This is a genomic window from Marixanthomonas sp. SCSIO 43207 (assembly GCF_019904255.1).
In the GTDB taxonomy this organism is placed as follows: Bacteria; Bacteroidota; Bacteroidia; order Flavobacteriales; family Flavobacteriaceae; genus Marixanthomonas.
The window spans coordinates 1-18941 of sequence record NZ_CP063203.1 but is presented as its reverse complement, the minus strand read 5'-3'; the positions used below and the strand labels follow the sequence as shown (position 1 = coordinate 18941).

Genomic DNA, 18941 nt, shown 5'->3' with positions numbered 1-18941 from the left:
TTAGTATTGATTATTCTGTTTGAACATAATTTGGATGGCTTTGAAGCACTTTTTCATAGTTGGAAGCAGTTACCCAGTTATCATCTGAAGCTTTTAAATCAGGTGTAACATCATTGGGAAAAACCATCACTGTAATATCTCCCACGGGTTTGGCCTTATCATTAATTCTATACCAAGAGTAGTTTTGTTTGTTAAACTTATAGTTCACGGGAGATTGATTAATTATAAATTTATGGAACTCATAGCGTGTACAACCACCTGGAACAGTTTGGGTGATTTCTGTGCTTTGCTCTGATGACTGCGTGATATTATTACCTTGTGAGTTTTCCTCACTATTTGTTGTTCTTCCGCCACCACTAGCTGTTACTGATAACTCAAAAGATACAATTGCATAGTTGAGTGCGGCTTTTGCAGTAGTAGATAATGACCAATGGGTTTCGTCCTCCTTTTTAACAGTACGCCTAAAATTCATGCCTTCAGAAATACTTGTGGTAACAGATGACTTTATAGAACTTTCCATAGGTTGTACATTTCTAAATATACTTACCTTGTACATTACGTTAGACTCTGCTTCGCCCTCACTTAAATCGCCAATCTCGGTTCCGAACACTTTTACTTCAGCTAGACTAAGAGCATTCGCATCTTTAAGTTGCACTCTAACGTAACGCCCCACTTGTTTGCCTGTGTAGGACTTATTTCGTTCAGGAAGAAAGTTTTTAGGTTCTTCAGCAAAAGGTTTTAACCTTCTTGTAGTTTGATCCTTTGGCCTGTTACTAACCCATATATCAAAATTGTTTAATCTATCGCTACAACAGTCGGTTCTATTATAAAGAGCAACTTCATCTATTAAAAACTTTTTACCTAAATCTACTTCCCAAAAAGGACGTGGCTCTCCATGAGTGTGCGTTACCGATCCCTCAGCCCAATGGCCTTCAGTAACACCATCATTTGCTCTACTTGAAACACCAAAATTATGCGTGCTGGATTGTCTTGTACTTTTCCCGAGTGCAAGGTTATCGTTTTTACTAATGGCAGGGGTTGTCCATTCACCATTGCGAAACTCTAAAACAGGTTCGCCTCGTACTACAACTTCGGCTAAACTGAGAGCATCACGACCATTTAAATGAATACGGATATATTGTCCGGTTGCATTGCCAGAGTATGATTTGTTACTTTGAAACCATTGGTTTTCAGTTGCAAAAACTTCGCCTCCATAATTTCCATTGAAGGGTTGGCTAGATACTCTTATAGTAAAATTTTTAAGTCTATCTGAATAACCATCTGTTCGGTTATAAATAGTGATTGAAGAAATATCATATTCTGCTAAGAGATTAACTTCCCACCACGGGTTTTCTTCTCCTTGGGTATGTGTTACAGAAACAGCTCCCCAATTACCATTAGTATTACCATCTACCGCACGGTTTGCAGCCCCACCATCGTGAACACTACTTTGTTTTGTAGGTTTAAACTGTGCAATATTACTGGGGTCTATAGAGGTCCATTGTTGTTGAGAGAAAAGAACTGAAGGAATTGCTACAAATATGACAAACAGGACAATTGGTTTTGATCGTAATAGAAAGATACTCTTCATGACTTTATTGATTTAAGTGGTTTGATTTAGAATCGTTTCCCGAAGTAACGATATAAACTCACTGAAAACTAATAAGATAGGACGAATAGGTTGTTTTTCTGTCCGAAGCGAGTATTTTACTTGCCGAAGCAAATAAGGCAGTAATATGGCTTTTAAATAGTTTGTAACCGTTTTAATAGTTCGGTACGCATGGCTTTACTCATAGGAATAGCTTTTTTGGAAATGACTACATGCGTACCGGCAATTTCATCAACACAAGTAAGGTTGATGATATATGATCTATGAATGCGTAAAAAATGTTTTGAAGGTAGTTTTTCATCTACATCTTTTAAGGGCATAACTAGTAAATACTCTCTGTCTTTAGAAAAAATACGACAATAATTGCGATCTGCTTCTATGTAAAAAATGTTTTGAATATCAATTTTTACCATGCGTTCTTGATGCCTTACAAAAATACGGTCGCTTAAAATAAAAGGATCGTGAGGTTTTTTTTCAGGTACGTTCCCTTTTTCTGAATTATTTCTGTAATTAACTCGCTCCATTGTTAGTTCAATAGCACGTTGTAAATCAAGTTTTTTAAATGGTTTGGAGATAAAACCATAAGGATGAGTTTCTTTAGCTCTATTAAAGTTTGCATCATCTGCATTGGCTGTCAAATAAATGATAGGAATGTTATACTCTATCTGCATTAAATGTGCAGTTTCGATACCATCTAATTCTCCTTTTAACTGAATATCCATAATAACGATATCTGGTTGGTTTTCTTTAATCTGAATTAAGGCTTCTTCACCACGAGGTAAAATTCCTGCAATCTCATATCCCATCTCACTTAGCTGCAAAGAAATATTGGCAGCAATAACCATTTCATCTTCAACAATTAAAATTTTTACAGATTGAGCCATTATGTGGTTTTATAATTTTTAAATGTGAAAAACACGCTGGTTCCTTTTGTGTGACTCTTTTTCATAGTGCCATTGAGTTGCTGGGTAAGTAATTCAATTAATTGAGTTCCAAAACCGGTTCCTTTGTTAGTAGTGTTTTGTGTGTTTCCCACACCGTTGTCTGAGACGCTTAGTTTTAATTGATCTTGCTCTTTTGTAAGGCTAATATTAATTTTACCATCGCTGTCACCCGGAAAGGCATATTTTAATGAGTTTGTCAACAACTCATTTACAATCAAACCGATGGGCACTGCTGTGTCAATGTCTAAGTTTAACTCATCCATAATGCATTCAATTTTTACTTTTTCATCAGCATTAAATGTGTCAAGTACACTTTCACTTAAATTGACAAAGTAATCTTTCATTTCTATGCTTCCCAGTTGTTCTCCTTGATAAAGTTTTTGATGAATGATCCCCATACTCTGTACTCGGTTTTGACTTGCGAGCATGGCCTCTTTACTTGCTTTGTCTGTTAATTGAGCAGATTGTAAAACCAATAAGCTTTTTACCAGTTCCAAGTTATTTTTTACGCGATGATGGATTTCTTTTAAAAGCAATTCGTTTTGTTGGTTTTTGGTATCTAACTCTCTATTTACAATAGCAAGAGCTTTTCTTTTTTTGCGAATATTTTTAAGTGTAAAAAACATTCCAAAAAGAATAATACCAAACAATACCGCAACGCTTATGTAGAGTACTTGAATCTTTTTTTGTTGTTCTATTTTATCTTTTTGATCTGAAATCTCCATGGTTTTTTGTGCCGTTTCATATTTAACATGAGCTTGGCTTTCCATTCGCGCAATAATGGTCGTTAAATAGTCGGCATGACCTCGTTCGTAGAGTTCGTGATACGTTAAAGCGTTTTTATAGTCGCCTAATTCACGATACATATTTGAAACGTGCATGTAGTTTTCCCAAAGGTTTTTGGTTTTTCCGGTACGTTTCATGATTTCGATAGCCTTTAGGTTATAGGGTAGGGCTTCTTCATATTTGCCTTGTAATAAATACACATGGCCAATGTTTGCTGTAGGTGGGATAGTATATGACTCAAGACCATTGCTTTTTGCTCCTTCATAGCAACGATTATAATCTGCAATAGCTTTATCATATTCTTCAAGGTATTTATAAATATTCCCTCTTCCGTTGTAACAAGCTAACAGCAACTTATTGGTTACGCCTAGTTTTTTATACAATTGTATGGCGTGATTCATGTTTTTAAGGCTTTCTTCAAGGCTAGCTAGAAACAATTGATTTTCTGCAAGTCTGCGATAGGCAAGTGCTAGATCTTTTTCATAGTTGGTTTTTTCTAAAATGGCAATAGCTCGTTTGGCATATTCTGCTCCTTCACTATATCTATCTGAATAATAAAATAGGTTGCTTATTTGAGTATAACAGTTGGCTATACCACGGTAATCTTCCTTATTTTCATAAATAGTTAATGCAGCGTAAATAGGTTTTGAAGCTTTATCATATTCACCGGTAGCATTGTATTTATTTGCTAATATTAAATAGGTTTCGGCAAGGGACTTTTGTGCATTGTTTTGTTGGTATAAATCAATTGCTTTTTTCACATATGCTATAGACGAGTCCATAACTGTATGATTTTCATGCCAAGCAGCAACATCTATGTAAACACGTGCTAGTTCTTGATATTCCTTTCTTTTTTGTAGGGTGTTAATTTTTTTTCTGAAATGTTCATATTCCAAAATAGAATCACTAATCACAGGAACTTGAACTTCGCTGTTTGCAACGGTAAGAGAGATGGTGTCTTGCTGTATTTTTGAAGAAGCTTGGGGAATACTAATCCAATGTATACATGCCCATAATGAAATGAGTAGTAATGGCTTCATATACAAATCTGATTACAAGTATCTTATAAAGATAGCTTGTTTATATAGAAGCTTGGCATAAAACTTCAATTCTTTTTGTAAGAAAATTAAGTGTTTACGCAGATGCTTATTTATTCTAGAAGGTCCGGGCGAAGTTTTTGGGTGCGTTGCAGGGCTTGATCTTCTCGCCATTGCTCAATTTTTGGGGTATTACCGCTTGTTAATATTTCAGGTACTTTCCAGCCTTTATATTCTGCCGGTCGTGTATATACAGGCGGGGCTAATAAATCATCCTGAAAAGAGTCTGTTAAAGCAGAAGTTTCATTACCCAACACTCCGGGAATAAGTCTTATTACGGCATCTGCAACAATTGCCGCACCTAGCTCACCGCCACTTAAAACAAAGTCTCCCACCGAAATTTCGCGGGTGATAAAATGATCACGAACACGTTGATCTACACCTTTATAATGGCCGCAAAGAAGGATGATATTCTTTTTGGTAGACAATTCATTGGCTGTTTTTTGGTTGAAAGTAGCGCCATCTGGAGTCATATAAATGATTTCGTCATACTCTCTTTCAGACTTAAGTTTTGTGATACACTTATCAATAGGCTCAATCATCATAACCATTCCTGCTCCGCCACCATATTGATAGTCGTCTATTTGCTTATAAGCATTTGATGAATACTCTCGCAAGTTGTGTAAGTGTACCGAAACCAATTTTTTATCTATGGCTCGTTGCAAAATAGAAGCTTCAAAAGGGCTTCTTAATAAATCTGGAACTACCGTGATAATATCAATACGCATTATAATAATTCTTTTTTTGCTTTGCAGCGGTCTATGGAATCTTTAACTCTATTCAATACGTTTTTATCTAGAGTGCTTAAACCGGTTTTTTTATAATATTCTATTGCCTTTTCAAGTTCTCCTTGCTGCTCATACATAATCGCATATTCGTTGAGTATCGTAGCTTTGGTTACTCCAGGAATATTCATTGCTTGGTCTAAAAGCTCTTTAAGCGCTTCCCATTTACCCAAATTGGATAATAAAATAGCGTAATTATAATAAACAGCGGGATATAAAGGGCTTTTTTCAAGGCAAAGCTTATAGAGTGTTTCTCCTTTTTCATACTCTTTAAATTTTACATCATAGAGGAACCCTAAGTGATTGTAGGCTTTGCCAAAATCTGGATCGGTATCAATAATTTTTTCCAACGTATTAGAAGCTTCATCATACTTTCCGTTTTTAATATCTAGGTTTGCTCGATCTAGAAGCTCTTCCAGTTTAGTAAAATGATCCATTCTTTTTTTTGTAAAAATACAGTAAAAATAGAACAATTAAACCTCCCAAGAATAATGAAATACATGCTCATCTTTTTTCCACCCCAGGCGTTCATATAAATGTTGAGCCGGATTATTTGTTTCGGTCTCTAGTGTGAGTCCTTTGCTGTTTTCAGCCCTTGCAAATTGCTTGGCACGATTTAATAAAGCCTCGCCAAATCCTTTTCCTCTATATTCTGAAGCTACAAATAAATCGTTCAATATATAACTTCTTTGTACTGAAACCGAAGAAAATGTTGGGTATAATTGCGTAAAACCAACCGCTTTTTCTTCTGAAGTGAAAGCCATAAAAATTATTGAATCCTCTTGCTGAAACCGGTCTTTTAAAAACGCTTTTGCTGTTTCAATACTATCGGTTTGTTTGTAAAAGATACGATACGCATTGAAAAGAGGCGCTAATTGATCTAAATGTTTTTTGGTAGCTTGAATTGTGGTCATCTTTTTTTATTTGCTGTTGTCATTTTCTTTTTCTTTGCCGTCAAATAACCTACCAAAAAAACCTTTGGTGGTGTCATTTTTTCGTTCTTCTTTACGTTTTTCTCTACGTTGTTCTCTCCTTTTTTTTCGCAGTTCTCGTTTTTCTTCTTTGGTAAGATTAGGGTCGTTAAAAGCATCTTCAAAATCTATATCATCATCAATTTCACCTTTAAAGGCTTTGATCCAAGCATTTTCAAAAATATTAAATACCGTAGGCCAAACACCTGCTTCTACATTATTTAAATCACCTTCAAGGGGTACACGCGTTGCGAGCGTATCGGTTCCTTGGTTTTTTAGAATAAACTTAAAGAGACCTACAAAGCCTTCCCAAAGTACACCTAAAAATCCATCATCTTTTCCTATAAGTTTGGTGTCTATTAATAGCGGTTTTATGTAGCCCTTTAAATTTCCATCTGCTATGGCTACTTCACTATATAATCCAAATGTTCCTCTGTCAAAATCAAGACCTGCATAATGACGGGTAAAGTCATTGAGTGCCGTTACATTTGCTTCTTCAAGAGAAAAGGAGACATCCATATCTGGAATTTCCTTTATTAAATTAATATTTCCGTCTATTGCAACTTTTCCATTACCAATAGAAACGCCTCTTGCGGTGATAGGTGAGGGAAGAGTACGTTCTTTTTCAACTACATTGCGTAGGTTTTTGGCGGTGAGGTCTAGATCATTAATAAACAAATCAATGTTGGGGTCTGCTTGTAATTGCACAAAGGCCAATTTACCGTTGTAGGCTTCAAAGTTGTTTATTTCTAATGGAACAATATCTGTTAAGGCTTTGGTCCAATCATCTACATTGGCTTCTTCACCTTCTGTAGGTTGTTTTTGGTCTTCAAATACATAAATCACCTCGGGATTGTACATGATAATCTCACTTACAATCTTACCTTTAAAAAGAGATTTCCATTCTATAGAGATGTCACTCTTCGGAAATTTTAAAAAAGGTACTTGCGTTTTTGCATTCACCTTATTTAAATACATTCCTTTTATGACATAGGCGCCTCGATATAAAGCAATGTCAATATCTTCAACTTGACCATAATACCCGGGAATATCTGCTAATACTTTGTTTACATAGTTTTTTACAAGCGTGGGTAAGTACAGCCTAAACGCTATTACCAACACCAACAAGATAATGGGTACAGTGTAGCGTTTTTTCTTATAGCTGCGTCTTTTTTTCTTTTTTTTATCAGTCATCACTTTGGGACTTTGTATCAAATTTCAACGAAATGTGACTGACTTTCAGTTAATGAAGTCATAAAAAAAGCCTCACAAGAAAGGTGAGGCTTTTACAATAAATTTATTTACGTCTTACTAATAGTAGGTATAACGTCTTACTTCAGCAATGTATTTTGCTAAGCGAATTACCTGATGGCTATATCCGTATTCGTTATCGTACCATACATAAAGTACAGCGTTTTTACCGTCTTCGGTTACTATAGTAGCATTACTATCATATATAGAAGGAGCAGAAGAACCAACGATATCACTAGATACTAGTTCGTTGCTTAATGAATACTTAATTTGCTCTACTAAGTTGCCTTCTAGCGCATATTTTTTCATAATAGAGTTGATAGCATCTTTTGATGTTTTTGCTTCTAACTCTAAGTTAAGAATCGCCAAGGAACCATTAGGAACCGGTACTCTAATAGCATTTGAAGTTAATTTTCCTTCAAAAGAAGGCAATGCTTTTGAAACTGCTTTACCAGCACCTGTTTCAGTAATTACCATATTTAATGCCGCTGCACGACCTCTACGGTATTTTTTATGCATATTATCAACCAGGTTTTGGTCGTTGGTGTAAGCGTGAATGGTTTCTAAATGACCGTGAACTACTCCTAATGAATCCTCAACAGCTTTTAATACCGGAGTAATAGCATTGGTAGTACAAGAGGCAGCTGAGAATATATCTACTTTCTCAGGGTTGTATTCCTTGTGGTTTACACCGTGTACAATGTTTGGCACACCTTTTCCTGGTGCTGTCAATAACACTTTTGCAGCGCCTTTTGCCTTTAAGTGTCTTGATAAAGCTTCTTCATCTCTAAAAGCACCTGTATTATCAATAATTAAAGCATTTTCAATACCAAACTCAGTATAATCAATATCTTCAGGAGCGTTTGCCGAAATAATATGAACAGTTGTTCCATTGATCACCAAAGCTTTATTTTCTAAATCAACTCGAACCGTACCCGGAAAATCACCGTGTACAGAATCATTTTGTAATAATGAAGCTCTTTTTTCAAGAATGGTTTGATCAACATTACCGCGTACTACAATGGCACGCAACCTAAGTTGGTTGCCTTGCCCGGTACGAGTCATTAATTCACGAGCTAATAAACGTCCTATACGGCCAAAACCATACAACACAACATCTTTTGGTGAAATGTTTTCTTTCTCTTTTGCATTTTTAAGTTTATCACTTACAAAGGCAATTGCATTCTCGTGTTGATTATCTTCTAGGTGGTATTCATACGTTAGTTTACCAATATCCAATTTTGCCGGCGGAATATCAAGCGTTTTAATTGCTTGAGCAATTTCTACAGAATCAAAAATAGAGATAGGTTTTTGAACAAATTCTCCCGCATACTCGTGAAGATTTAATATTTCACTTACGTTACGGTCTATTAATTGATTACGGAAAAGCACCAATTCAATAGATTTGTCATACCAAAGGTCACTAACAATTTTAATAAATTCTACGGAAGCCTTACGGCGGTCAGTTTGAAAAGAAAGTTCTTTTTCATAAACTTCATCAAAGCTCATGGTTGTGTTGTTTAAGGGTTTAAAAATCGCTGCAAAAATAGGCATTTTCTTCGGTATGGGGAAGTTAATTTTAAACTAAAAAAACACCCCTTGATAAAATCTATTTATAAGGGGTGCCTCTTCAGAAATTATTAACCTACTATCTGAAGATGAACGAGTTTAACTCACCGCGTTGATTTACAAAGGTCATTTTAATAGGCGCATTGTAATCACGATTGGTCATAATGCGTTTTGCATCATCTATATCGTCTATTTTTTCATCATTGATTTTTGTAATAATGATACCTTCTAGATTATAGCGAGCCATATCTTTGGTTAATGTTTTTGAAACAATAACACCGTTGTCAACACCTCGTTGCTTTAATAGTGCTGAGTTTGCATTGCGAACTTCCAGTCCTAGGTCTTCAATTTCAAATGTCTCTAGTTTTACCAATGTTACAGGAATATGCTTTTCTCTTCCGTTGCGTAAGATGGTTACATCTACCACATCATTAGGACGTTTGGAACCTAAATAACCCGATAAATCTGAAAATTTACTTACCGAAAGTCCGTCTAGTTTTTTTATAACATCTCCTTGTTTAAGACCACTTTTATCGGCGCCGCTTCCTTTTTCAACACTAGCCACATACACACCTTGTGTTTCATCAATTCCTAGTTCTTCAGCAACTTTTGTATTTAAAGAGCCTCCGCTAATACCTAAAATAGCACGTTGTACATTACCATACTCCATAATGTCTTCAATTACTTTACGTGCATTATTTGATGGAACCGCAAAAGAATACCCTACATACGAACCTGTTTCAGAAGTAATGGCGGTGTTAATTCCTATTAATTCACCTCTTACATTTACCAGAGCACCACCGCTATTACCTCGATTTACGGCAGCATCGGTTTGTATAAATGATTGCGGGTTGCGGTCAAATTGATTTAAATCTCGAGCTTTGGCACTAATAATACCAGCTGTCACGGTTGAGTTTAAATTGAAAGGGTTACCTACTGCTAGTACCCACTCTCCAATTTTTATGCTATTTGAATCTCCAAAAGGGATAAATGGTAAATCATCTTCAGCATCTACTTTTAATAGGGCGATATCGGTTTTGGGGTCTGTGCCAATTAGTTCAGCTTTATAGATTTTATTGCTATTAAGCGTTACTTCTAGCTCGGCTGCGTTTGCAATTACGTGGTTATTGGTTATTATATAGCCGTCTGGAGAAATAATAACACCACTACCGGCTCCTACAATCTCTCGCGGTCTACCACCACCATTAAAATATTCCATAATATTGGTAGGTTGTCTACTTATGGTTGTGTTTTTTACGTGAACCACTGCATGAACTGTTTTTTCGGCAGCTTCAGTAAAATCTGCATTGGTACTGCTTACAGGAGTATTTGGGAAATTGGTAGGAATAAATGATGGGCTTTCTTGAGTAGCGCTATGAACAAATTCTGAATCGGGCTCAACAAAGTATTTGTATCCTCCTAGTGTTATTGCACCGGCAAACAGCGCAACTGTAATTAATTTAATTGTCTGTTTCATAAGTATATAGTTTATAATTAAATAACATATTAAGGACGATTATATTTTTTAAAAATTTCAGTTTTAACGTGTATTTAACAAGAAATACCTATTCCATAGGGACAAAGCTTTTAGTACCTTTGCCGCTAATGAATTTTGAATTTTTTAAATATCAAGGAACCGGAAACGATTTTATCTTGATTGATAATCGTCAATTATTTTTTTCCAAAAATGATACCAAACTCATCGCACACCTTTGTGACCGTAAATTTGGCATAGGAGCCGATGGTTTAATTTTATTGGAAAACCATACCCAAGCAGATTTTAAAATGGTCTATTATAATGCCGATGGCAATGAAAGTACCTTGTGTGGCAACGGAGGCAGATGTATTGTTCATTTTGCCAACCACCTTGGCGTAATTCAAAATTCAGCAAAATTTGAAGCTGTTGACGGAATGCATACTGCAAGCATTGAAAACAATATTGTTTCTTTAAAAATGAACAATGTTTCAGAAATAAAAAAAGGTGACAATTACCTTTTTTTAAATACAGGTTCACCACACCACGTTGAATTGGTTGATGCGATTTCAACGTTTGATGTTTTTTCAGAAGGAAAAAGACTTCGAAATGAAACCTACGGAAAAGAAGGTGCAAATATTAATTTTGTAGAGCAAGTTTCAGAAGCTGTATTTTCAGTACGAACTTATGAACGCGGAGTAGAAGATGAAACACTGTCTTGTGGTACCGGTGTAACTGCCGTAGCGATTGCAATGCGAGAGTTAAATTTAACAAAAGCAGACACCATACAATTGCAAACCCCCGGAGGTGTTTTGACTGTAAGTAGTACCAAAACCACTACCGGATATTCAGATGTGTTTTTAACAGGTAAAGCAACATTGGTGTTTAAAGGAACATGGTCATGACCACATTAAAGGGTGAAAAAATATTTCTTCGAGCTTTAGAGCGTTCAGATTTGGATTTTCTTTACGCACTAGAAAATGATGAAAACGGCTGGGAGGTAAGTAATACCACAACGCCGTATTCAAAGAATATATTGGAGAAATATCTAGACAACGCACACAGAGATATTTATGAGGTTAAACAACTACGATTAGTGATTTGTGAACAAGCTTCTGAAAAAGCTGTGGGCTTTATAGATTTATTTGATTTTGATCCAAAACATAGCCGTGCAGGAGTGGGGATAATAATTTTTTCTGAAGAAAACAGACATCAAGGATTTGCTTTTGAAGCATTACAACTTATTAATCAATATGCAATAAAGCACTTACATATTCATCAATTATACGCCTCAATAACCGAAGATAATATCCAAAGCATCAAATTATTTACAAAAGCAGGGTATGTTAAAACTGGGGTTAAGAAAGACTGGATAAAGTCTGGAAGTACTTATAAAAACGAATTTTTATATCAATTAATTCACGATGTACATTAAAAAAATTTTAGTAGCAGTTGTATTATTAGGTTTGGTCGCTATGGGCGGTTTTGCTTGGTATGTTTACAATACTGTATTTGTGTCAAACACAGCTTTTAATAATTCTGAAGCACATATTTATATACCTAGCGATGCGACCTATCAAGATGTACTTTCAGAATTTGAACCTATTTTAAAAGATGTTGATGCTTTTACAGCAGTCGCTCAAAAAAAAGGATATGTTAGTAATATTAAAGCAGGGCATTTCATCATAAAAAAAGGAATGAATAATAACGAGATTATTAATACCATACGGAGTAAAAATATTCCTGTAATGGTAAAATTTAATAATCAAGAACGCCTTGAAGACTTAGCCGGTACCATTGCAAGACAAATTGAAGCAGATAGTGTTGAATTGCTTGAAGCGATGAAAGATAAGGCGTTTTTACAAGAGGTTGATTTAACCCCTGACACAGCTTTAACTTTGTACATCCCCAATACCTATGAGTTTTATTGGAATAGCAGCGCAGAGACATTTCGCGAACGTATGAAAACCGAATACAATCGTTTTTGGAATGAAAACAGAATGCAAAAAGCTGCCAAGCTTGATATGACACCGGTTGAAGTAATGTCACTAGCAGCCATAGTGCAAAAAGAAACTGCAAAAGTAGAAGAGCGTCCTACTGTGGCCGGTGTTTACATTAATCGATTACAGCGCGGAATGTTATTACAGGCAGACCCTACCGTTATTTATGCAAAAAAACGTGCCGAACAAGATTTTGATCAAGTGATTAAGCGTGTTTTATATAAAGACTTAGAATTGGATTCACCCTACAATACTTACAAATATGCAGGTGTGCCTCCAGGGCCTATTGCTATGCCTGATATTTCTTCAATCGATGCTGTGTTAAATTATGAAAAGCACGATTATTATTACTTTGTAGCCAATGTTGAACGCTTTGGCTATCATACTTTTGCCAAAACGCTTTCACAACACAATCGAAATAAGGCAAAGTATGTTCAATGGCTTTCTAAGCAAGGTGTAAAACGATAGATCACACCTTTTATAACTCTTTTTTTACTCCATTTTAATGTATCAAATTTTGTTAAACCTTTTTAAAACAACGGGTTAAACAATGTTAATGTTTCATTTTCAGTCCTTTATCCCAATTATATTTGTTGTAGTTCTTGACGAACTATAGATACAATAGTAACGATCTTTGATATACAAATTTCATAGAACTTACGTGAAGCATAATCACTACTACTATGCTTTTACTTAAGACTATTACGCCTTCACACGAAGTGTTGGCGCAATAATTATAATTTTTAAAACTAAGTAAAACATGAGAAAACGTTTTATGAAATTGTCTGTGCTACTGCTTGTAACCGTTTTTTGTGTTACAGGATTTTCTTCAAAAGAAGAAATGAATTACAGTAGTTCTATATTTACTACAGAGATTAATGGAGCATTATCTTATGTTCCTTTTGACTTTGAAGTAAATATGAATCCCCAGCAGAATATTCCCTTTGTTGGTAAGTCGTACCTTGGCTTTTGTGAAGACCTCGGCTTTAGTGAAAGCAGTGGTAATTACAAAGCTGTTAATAGACTAGGTTATTTGGGAAAATACCAATTTGGCTGGTCTACACTTAATTGGGTAGGCATTCACAATAAAAGTAAGTTTTTAAATTCTCCTTTGTTACAAGAAAAAGCGTTTGAAGCGCTTATTTCTAAAAACAAATGGGTACTTAAGGATTATATTGATGAATATAAAGGTCAAATTATAGATGGTATAAAAGTAACCGAATCTGGCCTTTTGGCAGCAGCTCATTTGGGAGGAGCAGGAAATGTAATGAAATTTCTTGATACACAAGGCAAAGTTGTTTTTAGGGATGCAAACAACGTTCCTATTACCAAATATATGCAAACTTTTGCCGCTTATGATGTATCATCAATCCTTCCAGATAACAATGCCACGGCGACATTATAATTATTGAAAAAACCAGGTTGACATACCTGGTTTTTTCATATTAACAAACTTTAACAGTTTAATTATCAGATTAATAAAAAAGGTGTATATTTGCGCGCTGAAAATATGAGTGTGAATTTTCTCACTCAAATTTTAAATAAATGAAAAAAAATATAGCAGGAATACTAACCGTACTTATTGTTATAGCATTGTTATTAACTGGCTTTACAACCAAAAACAATGTTGACCTTTCGCACTACATTTTAGATGATGTAGATATGCAGTACCATGTTCCTAATAAGGAAGAATCATTAGATTTTACAGAAGTAAAACCTAAGTATTATCTTTTTTTAGGAAAATCATACGTAGGATTTAAAGAAGCATTAGGCTTTAAAGAATCTCGTGGTGATTACTCTACCATTAACCAGTTTGGTTATTTGGGTAAATATCAATTTGCTTCAGCTACATTGCAGATGATAGGTATTTATAATCCAGATTTATTTTTAAATGATAGCCGTTTGCAAGAAGAAGCTTTCTCGGCATATACTGCTAGAAATAAATGGATATTACGTAAGGATATCAAAAGGTTTTCAGGAACTTACATTAATGGAATAAAAGTGACTGAATCAGGTATCTTGGCTGCAGCACATTTGGCTGGCGCAGGAAATGTAAAAAAGTATTTAAGAAGTGGAGGAACTATTGGGTTTAATGATGCTTTTGGAACATCAATAGGCTATTACCTAAAAAAATTCAGTGGGTATGATACTTCTTTTATTCTTCCCAATAAAAAAGCAAAAGTGCTTTAGTGCACTTTATTTATGAATGATAAACAAAGTGGGTCTTTTATTAAGATCCACTTTTTTTTGCTTCCAGTTTTCTACAGAATCAGTTTTAATAAATTCTGAAGGGAGCGTAATATCACAAGCAACACATATTTTTGTTTGTGGATGCAAAGTAGCGGTTAAGCTTTCAAGCATTTGGTTGTTCCGGTAAGGAGTTTCAATAAATAATTGGGATTGATTGTATTCTGCCGAGTTTTTTTCGAGTCTTTTAATTGCATTTTTACGTTCTTTTTTATCAATAGGAAGGTATCCATTAAAGGCAAAATTTTGACCATTAAACCCGCTCGCCATCATAGCCATAAGGATCGAAGACGGCCCCACCAACGGAACCACTTTTATATTTTGAAGATGCGCTTGTTCTACAACAGCTGCACCGGGATCTGCAATTCCTGGGCATCCCGCATCACTTATTACACCTACGTCAAAACCTTCTAGGCAAGGTGCTAACATTTTCGGAATTTCACTTTGGTCTGTAAACTTGTTAATAAGCTGAAACTGTAAATCGGGTTGCGACTTTCTAGGCACAATACTTTTTATAAATCTTCTTGCCGTTTTTTCATGCTCCACGATATAATGGTCAATATGTTCAACAGCTTTTTTTACCAATAACGGTAAAACTTCAAGTGGAGGTGTATCTCCTAATGTACAAGGTATTAAGTATAAGTTTCCTTTTTGAGGCTGCATATTAATTTATTGAATCACTACTTTTTTTACCATTCTTTTTCCATTTTCAGTAACAACATTTAAAAAGTAAATACCTTTTGAAAAACGTGATACTGAAATTTGTTTGCTATTAACAAGGTTTGTTTTTTCAGAATATAAAATACTTCCTTTCACATCGATAATTTTAATTTCTGAAATCAAAGCGTTTTTTGTTTGTAATGTAATTTGATTACTTGCAGGATTGGGAGTAATTAAAATGTTGGATACATTTTCTATTTCAGAATTTGAAAGAATTTCACCTCCTGAAATTTTATAAATTCCACCGCTTAAATCAACAACATACAGTTCACCATTTACATCTTCTCCAAATGAAACCCAATTATTACTGAAATCTCCTTGTTCAATTACAGTCCCGTCTTGATCTACTGTACCAATAATACCACTACAGTAATCTGCAAATAGATACACGCCTTGAATGTCTGCATAAACAGAACCACGGTATACATAACCACCCGTTATTGAGCAATTGCCACTTCCTGAAGCAGATGAATATTCGGCTATGGGAAAAGTGAGTTCACCGGCCGAGGGGCAATTGTTTGTATTGTAAGGTTGTGAGCCTTCATAACATCGCCAACCGTAATTTAAACCTGCTTCACTAGCTCCGGCTCGGTTTATTTCTTCAACTTCATTTTGACCTACATCGCCAATCCACATATCACCATTTAACAAGTCAAAAGAAAACTTCCAGGGATTGCGCAATCCGTACGCCCAGATTTCATCTCGAGCATCTGGATTTCCTATAAAAGGGTTGTCAGGCGGAATTCCATAATTTGCTGTTCCGTCCGTATTATCAATATCGATGCGAAGCATATTACCCAAAAGATCTCCTAGATTTTGAGCGTGATTATCTGGGTCACCGCCACTTCCACCATCTCCTGATGAGATATACAAATAACCATCTGGACCAAATGCTAAGCAACCTCCATTATGGTTTGAAAAAGGTTGGTTATAATCAATAATGGGTAACTCAGAATTTGAATTGGCTATATTAGGATCGGTTTCACTTACTGAAAATCGCGATACTTGCGTGTCACCGCTAGTATTGGTGTAGTTTACAAAAAAATAACCATTGTTTTCGTAATCGGGATGAAACGCCAGGCCTAATAAGCCTCGCTCACCACAACAAGAAACTTGACTTGAAATATCCAAAAACGGATCGCCATTTATGGTTCCGTCTGGGTTTAAAATTTTGATAATTCCGTTTTGTTCTACAACAAAAAGGCGTTCGTCACCGGCATGTTGTAGGTTTACCGGATTGTTAAATCCGTCTTTAAACAGTTCGATAGTAACCTCTTGTGCATATACTTCAAATATAAATACTAGTGTAAAGAGGAGGAGTAGTGGGTGTTTCATAGCTTTCATTTTCTACTAAAATAACGAAAACCAATCAATTTTCTTGTTAAATACGGTTGGCTATTTTTTCACAGGCTTCGTTGAGCATATCATACACGTTGTCAAACCCGCTATCACCACCATAATAAGGATCGGGTACATCTACATTTTCACCCGGAAAAATCTCATCAAGAATGAGTTGTACTTTTTCTGTATCGGCATCGGTTTTTGCAAGTTTTAACACGTTTGCTTTATTTGAGTTATCCATCACAAAAATGTGATCAAACTCATTAAAATCTCCTGCTTTAAACTGTCTTCCTCTTTGATCAGTAATGTCTAAACCGTTTTTTTTTGCAACAGCAATGCTTCTAGGATCGGGTTGCTCACCTACATGCCAACTTCCTGTACCGGCTGAGGTTACATAGATTTGAGAGGTGTCAACTTTTGATTTTAATAAGCCTTCTGCTAATGGCGATCTACAAATATTGCCTAGGCAAACCATTAATACTTTTGTTTTCATTGTTTCTGAAATTATTCAGGTTATACTTTAAAAACGAAAATATACGTTTAGATGCTTAAAGTAGGTTAGGAGTGTGTTAAAAAAATCAAGAACCAACTAGAGCGTTAACTTCTTGTTGAGATCTTCTACGTATTTTCTAAATTGTTTATCGGTACTGGACAAATTGTCAACGGTTTTACAGGCGTGTAATACCGTAGCGTGGTCGCGTTGCCCAATTTGAGACCCAATAGAAGCTAGAGAAGCTTTTGTCAACTTTTTTGCAAAAAACATAGCCAATTGACGCGCTTGAACAATGTGGCGTTTTCTAGTTTTGGATTGAAGTGTATCAACATCCATTTGAAAATACTCGCTCACAATTTTCTGAATGTAATCAATAGAAACTTCTCGCTTGGTATGTTTTACATAATTATCAACAATCTTTTTTGCAAGATCAATGGTAATATCTTTTCTGTTAAAAGAAGAATGTGCAATTAATGAAATGATAGCGCCTTCTAGCTCTCGAATGTTGGTTTTTATATTATTTGCCAAAAACTCGATAATGTCTTCAGGCATTTCTACACCGTCACGATACAGTTTGTTTTTTATGATGGCAATACGCGTGTCATAATCCGGATGGTTTAACTCGGCAGATAATCCCCACTTGAAGCGAGAAAGTAATCGCTGTTCAATATCCATCATATCTACGGGTGCTTTGTCACTGGTTAAAATAACTTGCTTTCCGTTTTGGTGTAAATGATTAAAAATATGGAAAAAGACATCTTGTGTTCCTGCTTTGCCAGAAAGTAATTGAATGTCGTCTACAATCAATACATCAATGATTTGATAGAAATGAATAAAATCATTGCGATTATTTTTCTTTACTGATTCTATATATTGCTGCGTAAACTTTTCAGCAGAAATATATAATACTGTTTTCTCAGGATATTTGTCTTTAATTTCAACACCAATAGCGTGTGCTAGGTGTGTTTTTCCTAAGCCTACACCACCAAATATTAATAATGGGTTGAAGGAGGTTCCACCGGGTTTGTTTGCAACAGCCATTCCGGCTGAACGTGCCAAGCGGTTACTTTCACCTTCTAGAAAATTATCAAAATTGTAAGATGGGTTAAGCTGTGACTCAATTTTTACATTACGAATACCCGGAATGATAAAAGGGTTTTTTAATTCTGGACTTTTGTTTTTAACCGGAACATCAATCTCTTGAGACTCCATCTGGCTGCGGTTGGCACTTGGAATTTTTTCAGTAAACGGTTGTTTATTGCCGTAAGTGTTTTCCATTTTAATGACATACACCAATTTTGCTTGTTTACCCAATTCTTTAGTAAGAGCAACCTTTAATAATTTTACGTAATGCTCTTCAAGCCACTCATAAAAAAACTTACTAGGTACTTGAATACTCAATGAGTTGTCAGTAAGCTTTACTGCATTTATAGGCTCGAACCAAGTTTTATATGCTTGTGAAGTAATGTTATCTTCAATAAATGACAAACAATTATTCCAAACCGATTTTGCAGTTTTGCTCATAGTTACTCTTGAAGTAATTAATAGTTTATTTAATTTAGATGCGGTTAAGAATAAGAAGACTAGAGTTCGTCTTTTTATATTATCTTAACGGTACAAATATGTGAACAAAAAAATGAAAAAAAAAACACAA

At 35.3% G+C, this 18941-nt stretch carries 18 protein-coding genes; 5 read left to right on the top strand and 13 right to left on the bottom strand.

Annotated features, from left to right (window positions below):
• Positions 1–10: 10 nt before the first annotated feature.
• The 9 genes from INR76_RS00090 to INR76_RS00050 form a co-directional block, all read right to left on the bottom strand.
• Positions 11–1591, bottom strand: coding sequence for a discoidin domain-containing protein (locus tag INR76_RS00090; RefSeq protein WP_223108570.1), 1581 nt, complete (start codon positions 1589–1591; stop codon positions 11–13).
• Positions 1592–1743: 152 nt separating this feature from the next.
• Positions 1744–2493 carry a LytTR family DNA-binding domain-containing protein gene (locus INR76_RS00085; RefSeq protein ID WP_223108569.1) on the bottom strand — a complete coding sequence of 250 codons (750 nt, stop codon included), beginning with the start codon at positions 2491–2493 and terminating at the stop codon, positions 1744–1746.
• The gene (locus INR76_RS00080; RefSeq protein WP_223108568.1) at positions 2493–4379 is read right to left on the bottom strand and encodes a tetratricopeptide repeat protein; all 1887 of its coding nucleotides are present in this window, start codon (positions 4377–4379) and stop codon (positions 2493–2495) included. The genes INR76_RS00085 and INR76_RS00080 overlap by 1 nt, the downstream gene beginning before the upstream one ends.
• 110 nt (positions 4380–4489) lie before the next feature.
• The gene (gene trmD, locus INR76_RS00075; RefSeq protein WP_223108567.1) at positions 4490–5164 is read right to left on the bottom strand and encodes a tRNA (guanosine(37)-N1)-methyltransferase TrmD; all 675 of its coding nucleotides are present in this window, start codon (positions 5162–5164) and stop codon (positions 4490–4492) included.
• The gene (locus INR76_RS00070) at positions 5164–5658 is read right to left on the bottom strand and encodes a tetratricopeptide repeat protein (RefSeq protein WP_223108566.1); all 495 of its coding nucleotides are present in this window, start codon (positions 5656–5658) and stop codon (positions 5164–5166) included. The genes trmD and INR76_RS00070 overlap by 1 nt, the downstream gene beginning before the upstream one ends.
• A gap of 36 nt (positions 5659–5694) precedes the next feature.
• Positions 5695–6135, bottom strand: coding sequence for an N-acetyltransferase (locus INR76_RS00065; RefSeq protein WP_223108565.1), 441 nt, complete (start codon positions 6133–6135; stop codon positions 5695–5697).
• A gap of 6 nt (positions 6136–6141) precedes the next feature.
• Positions 6142–7386 (bottom strand): DUF748 domain-containing protein, encoded by a 1245-nt coding sequence (locus INR76_RS00060; protein ID WP_223108564.1) that lies wholly within the window; start codon positions 7384–7386, stop codon positions 6142–6144.
• Positions 7387–7503: 117 nt separating this feature from the next.
• Positions 7504–8952, bottom strand: coding sequence for a glyceraldehyde-3-phosphate dehydrogenase (locus tag INR76_RS00055; protein ID WP_223109924.1), 1449 nt, complete (start codon positions 8950–8952; stop codon positions 7504–7506).
• A 139-nt stretch (positions 8953–9091) separates the two neighbouring features.
• Positions 9092–10489, bottom strand: coding sequence for a trypsin-like peptidase domain-containing protein (locus tag INR76_RS00050; RefSeq protein WP_223108563.1), 1398 nt, complete (start codon positions 10487–10489; stop codon positions 9092–9094).
• Positions 10490–10617: 128 nt separating this feature from the next.
• Between INR76_RS00050 and dapF the strand changes: the two genes are divergently transcribed.
• The 5 genes from dapF (at position 10618) to INR76_RS00025 (ending at position 14676) form a co-directional block, all read left to right on the top strand.
• Positions 10618–11391: a diaminopimelate epimerase gene (gene dapF, locus INR76_RS00045; protein WP_223108562.1), complete on the top strand. Its 774-nt coding sequence runs from the start codon at positions 10618–10620 to the stop codon at positions 11389–11391.
• A complete protein-coding gene (locus tag INR76_RS00040) occupies positions 11388–11921 on the top strand; it encodes a GNAT family N-acetyltransferase (protein ID WP_223108561.1) in 534 nt (177 codons plus the stop codon). The genes dapF and INR76_RS00040 overlap by 4 nt, the downstream gene beginning before the upstream one ends.
• A complete protein-coding gene (gene mltG / locus INR76_RS00035) occupies positions 11911–12954 on the top strand; it encodes an endolytic transglycosylase MltG (RefSeq protein ID WP_223108560.1) in 1044 nt (347 codons plus the stop codon). Before INR76_RS00040 ends, mltG begins: the two co-directional genes overlap by 11 nt.
• Before the next feature lie 292 nt (positions 12955–13246).
• Positions 13247–13891, top strand: a complete 645-nt coding sequence (locus INR76_RS00030; protein WP_223108559.1) for a hypothetical protein — start codon at positions 13247–13249, stop codon at positions 13889–13891.
• Positions 13892–14031: 140 nt separating this feature from the next.
• Positions 14032–14676 carry a peptidoglycan-binding protein LysM gene (locus INR76_RS00025; protein WP_223108558.1) on the top strand — a complete coding sequence of 215 codons (645 nt, stop codon included), beginning with the start codon at positions 14032–14034 and terminating at the stop codon, positions 14674–14676.
• Between the two features lie 6 nt (positions 14677–14682).
• Here the strand turns inward: INR76_RS00025 and INR76_RS00020 are convergent, their stop codons facing one another.
• From INR76_RS00020 to dnaA, 4 genes are all read right to left on the bottom strand, one after another.
• Positions 14683–15396, bottom strand: coding sequence for an SAM-dependent methyltransferase (locus INR76_RS00020; protein WP_223108557.1), 714 nt, complete (start codon positions 15394–15396; stop codon positions 14683–14685).
• A 6-nt stretch (positions 15397–15402) separates the two neighbouring features.
• Entirely contained in the window at positions 15403–16788 is a 1386-nt protein-coding gene (locus INR76_RS00015; RefSeq protein WP_223108556.1) for a PQQ-dependent sugar dehydrogenase, read from the bottom strand.
• A gap of 46 nt (positions 16789–16834) precedes the next feature.
• A complete protein-coding gene (locus INR76_RS00010) occupies positions 16835–17287 on the bottom strand; it encodes a low molecular weight protein-tyrosine-phosphatase (protein WP_223108555.1) in 453 nt (150 codons plus the stop codon).
• Positions 17288–17383: 96 nt separating this feature from the next.
• Positions 17384–18811 (bottom strand): chromosomal replication initiator protein DnaA, encoded by a 1428-nt coding sequence (gene dnaA, locus INR76_RS00005; protein WP_223108554.1) that lies wholly within the window; start codon positions 18809–18811, stop codon positions 17384–17386.
• Between the last annotated feature and the right edge of the window lie 130 nt (positions 18812–18941).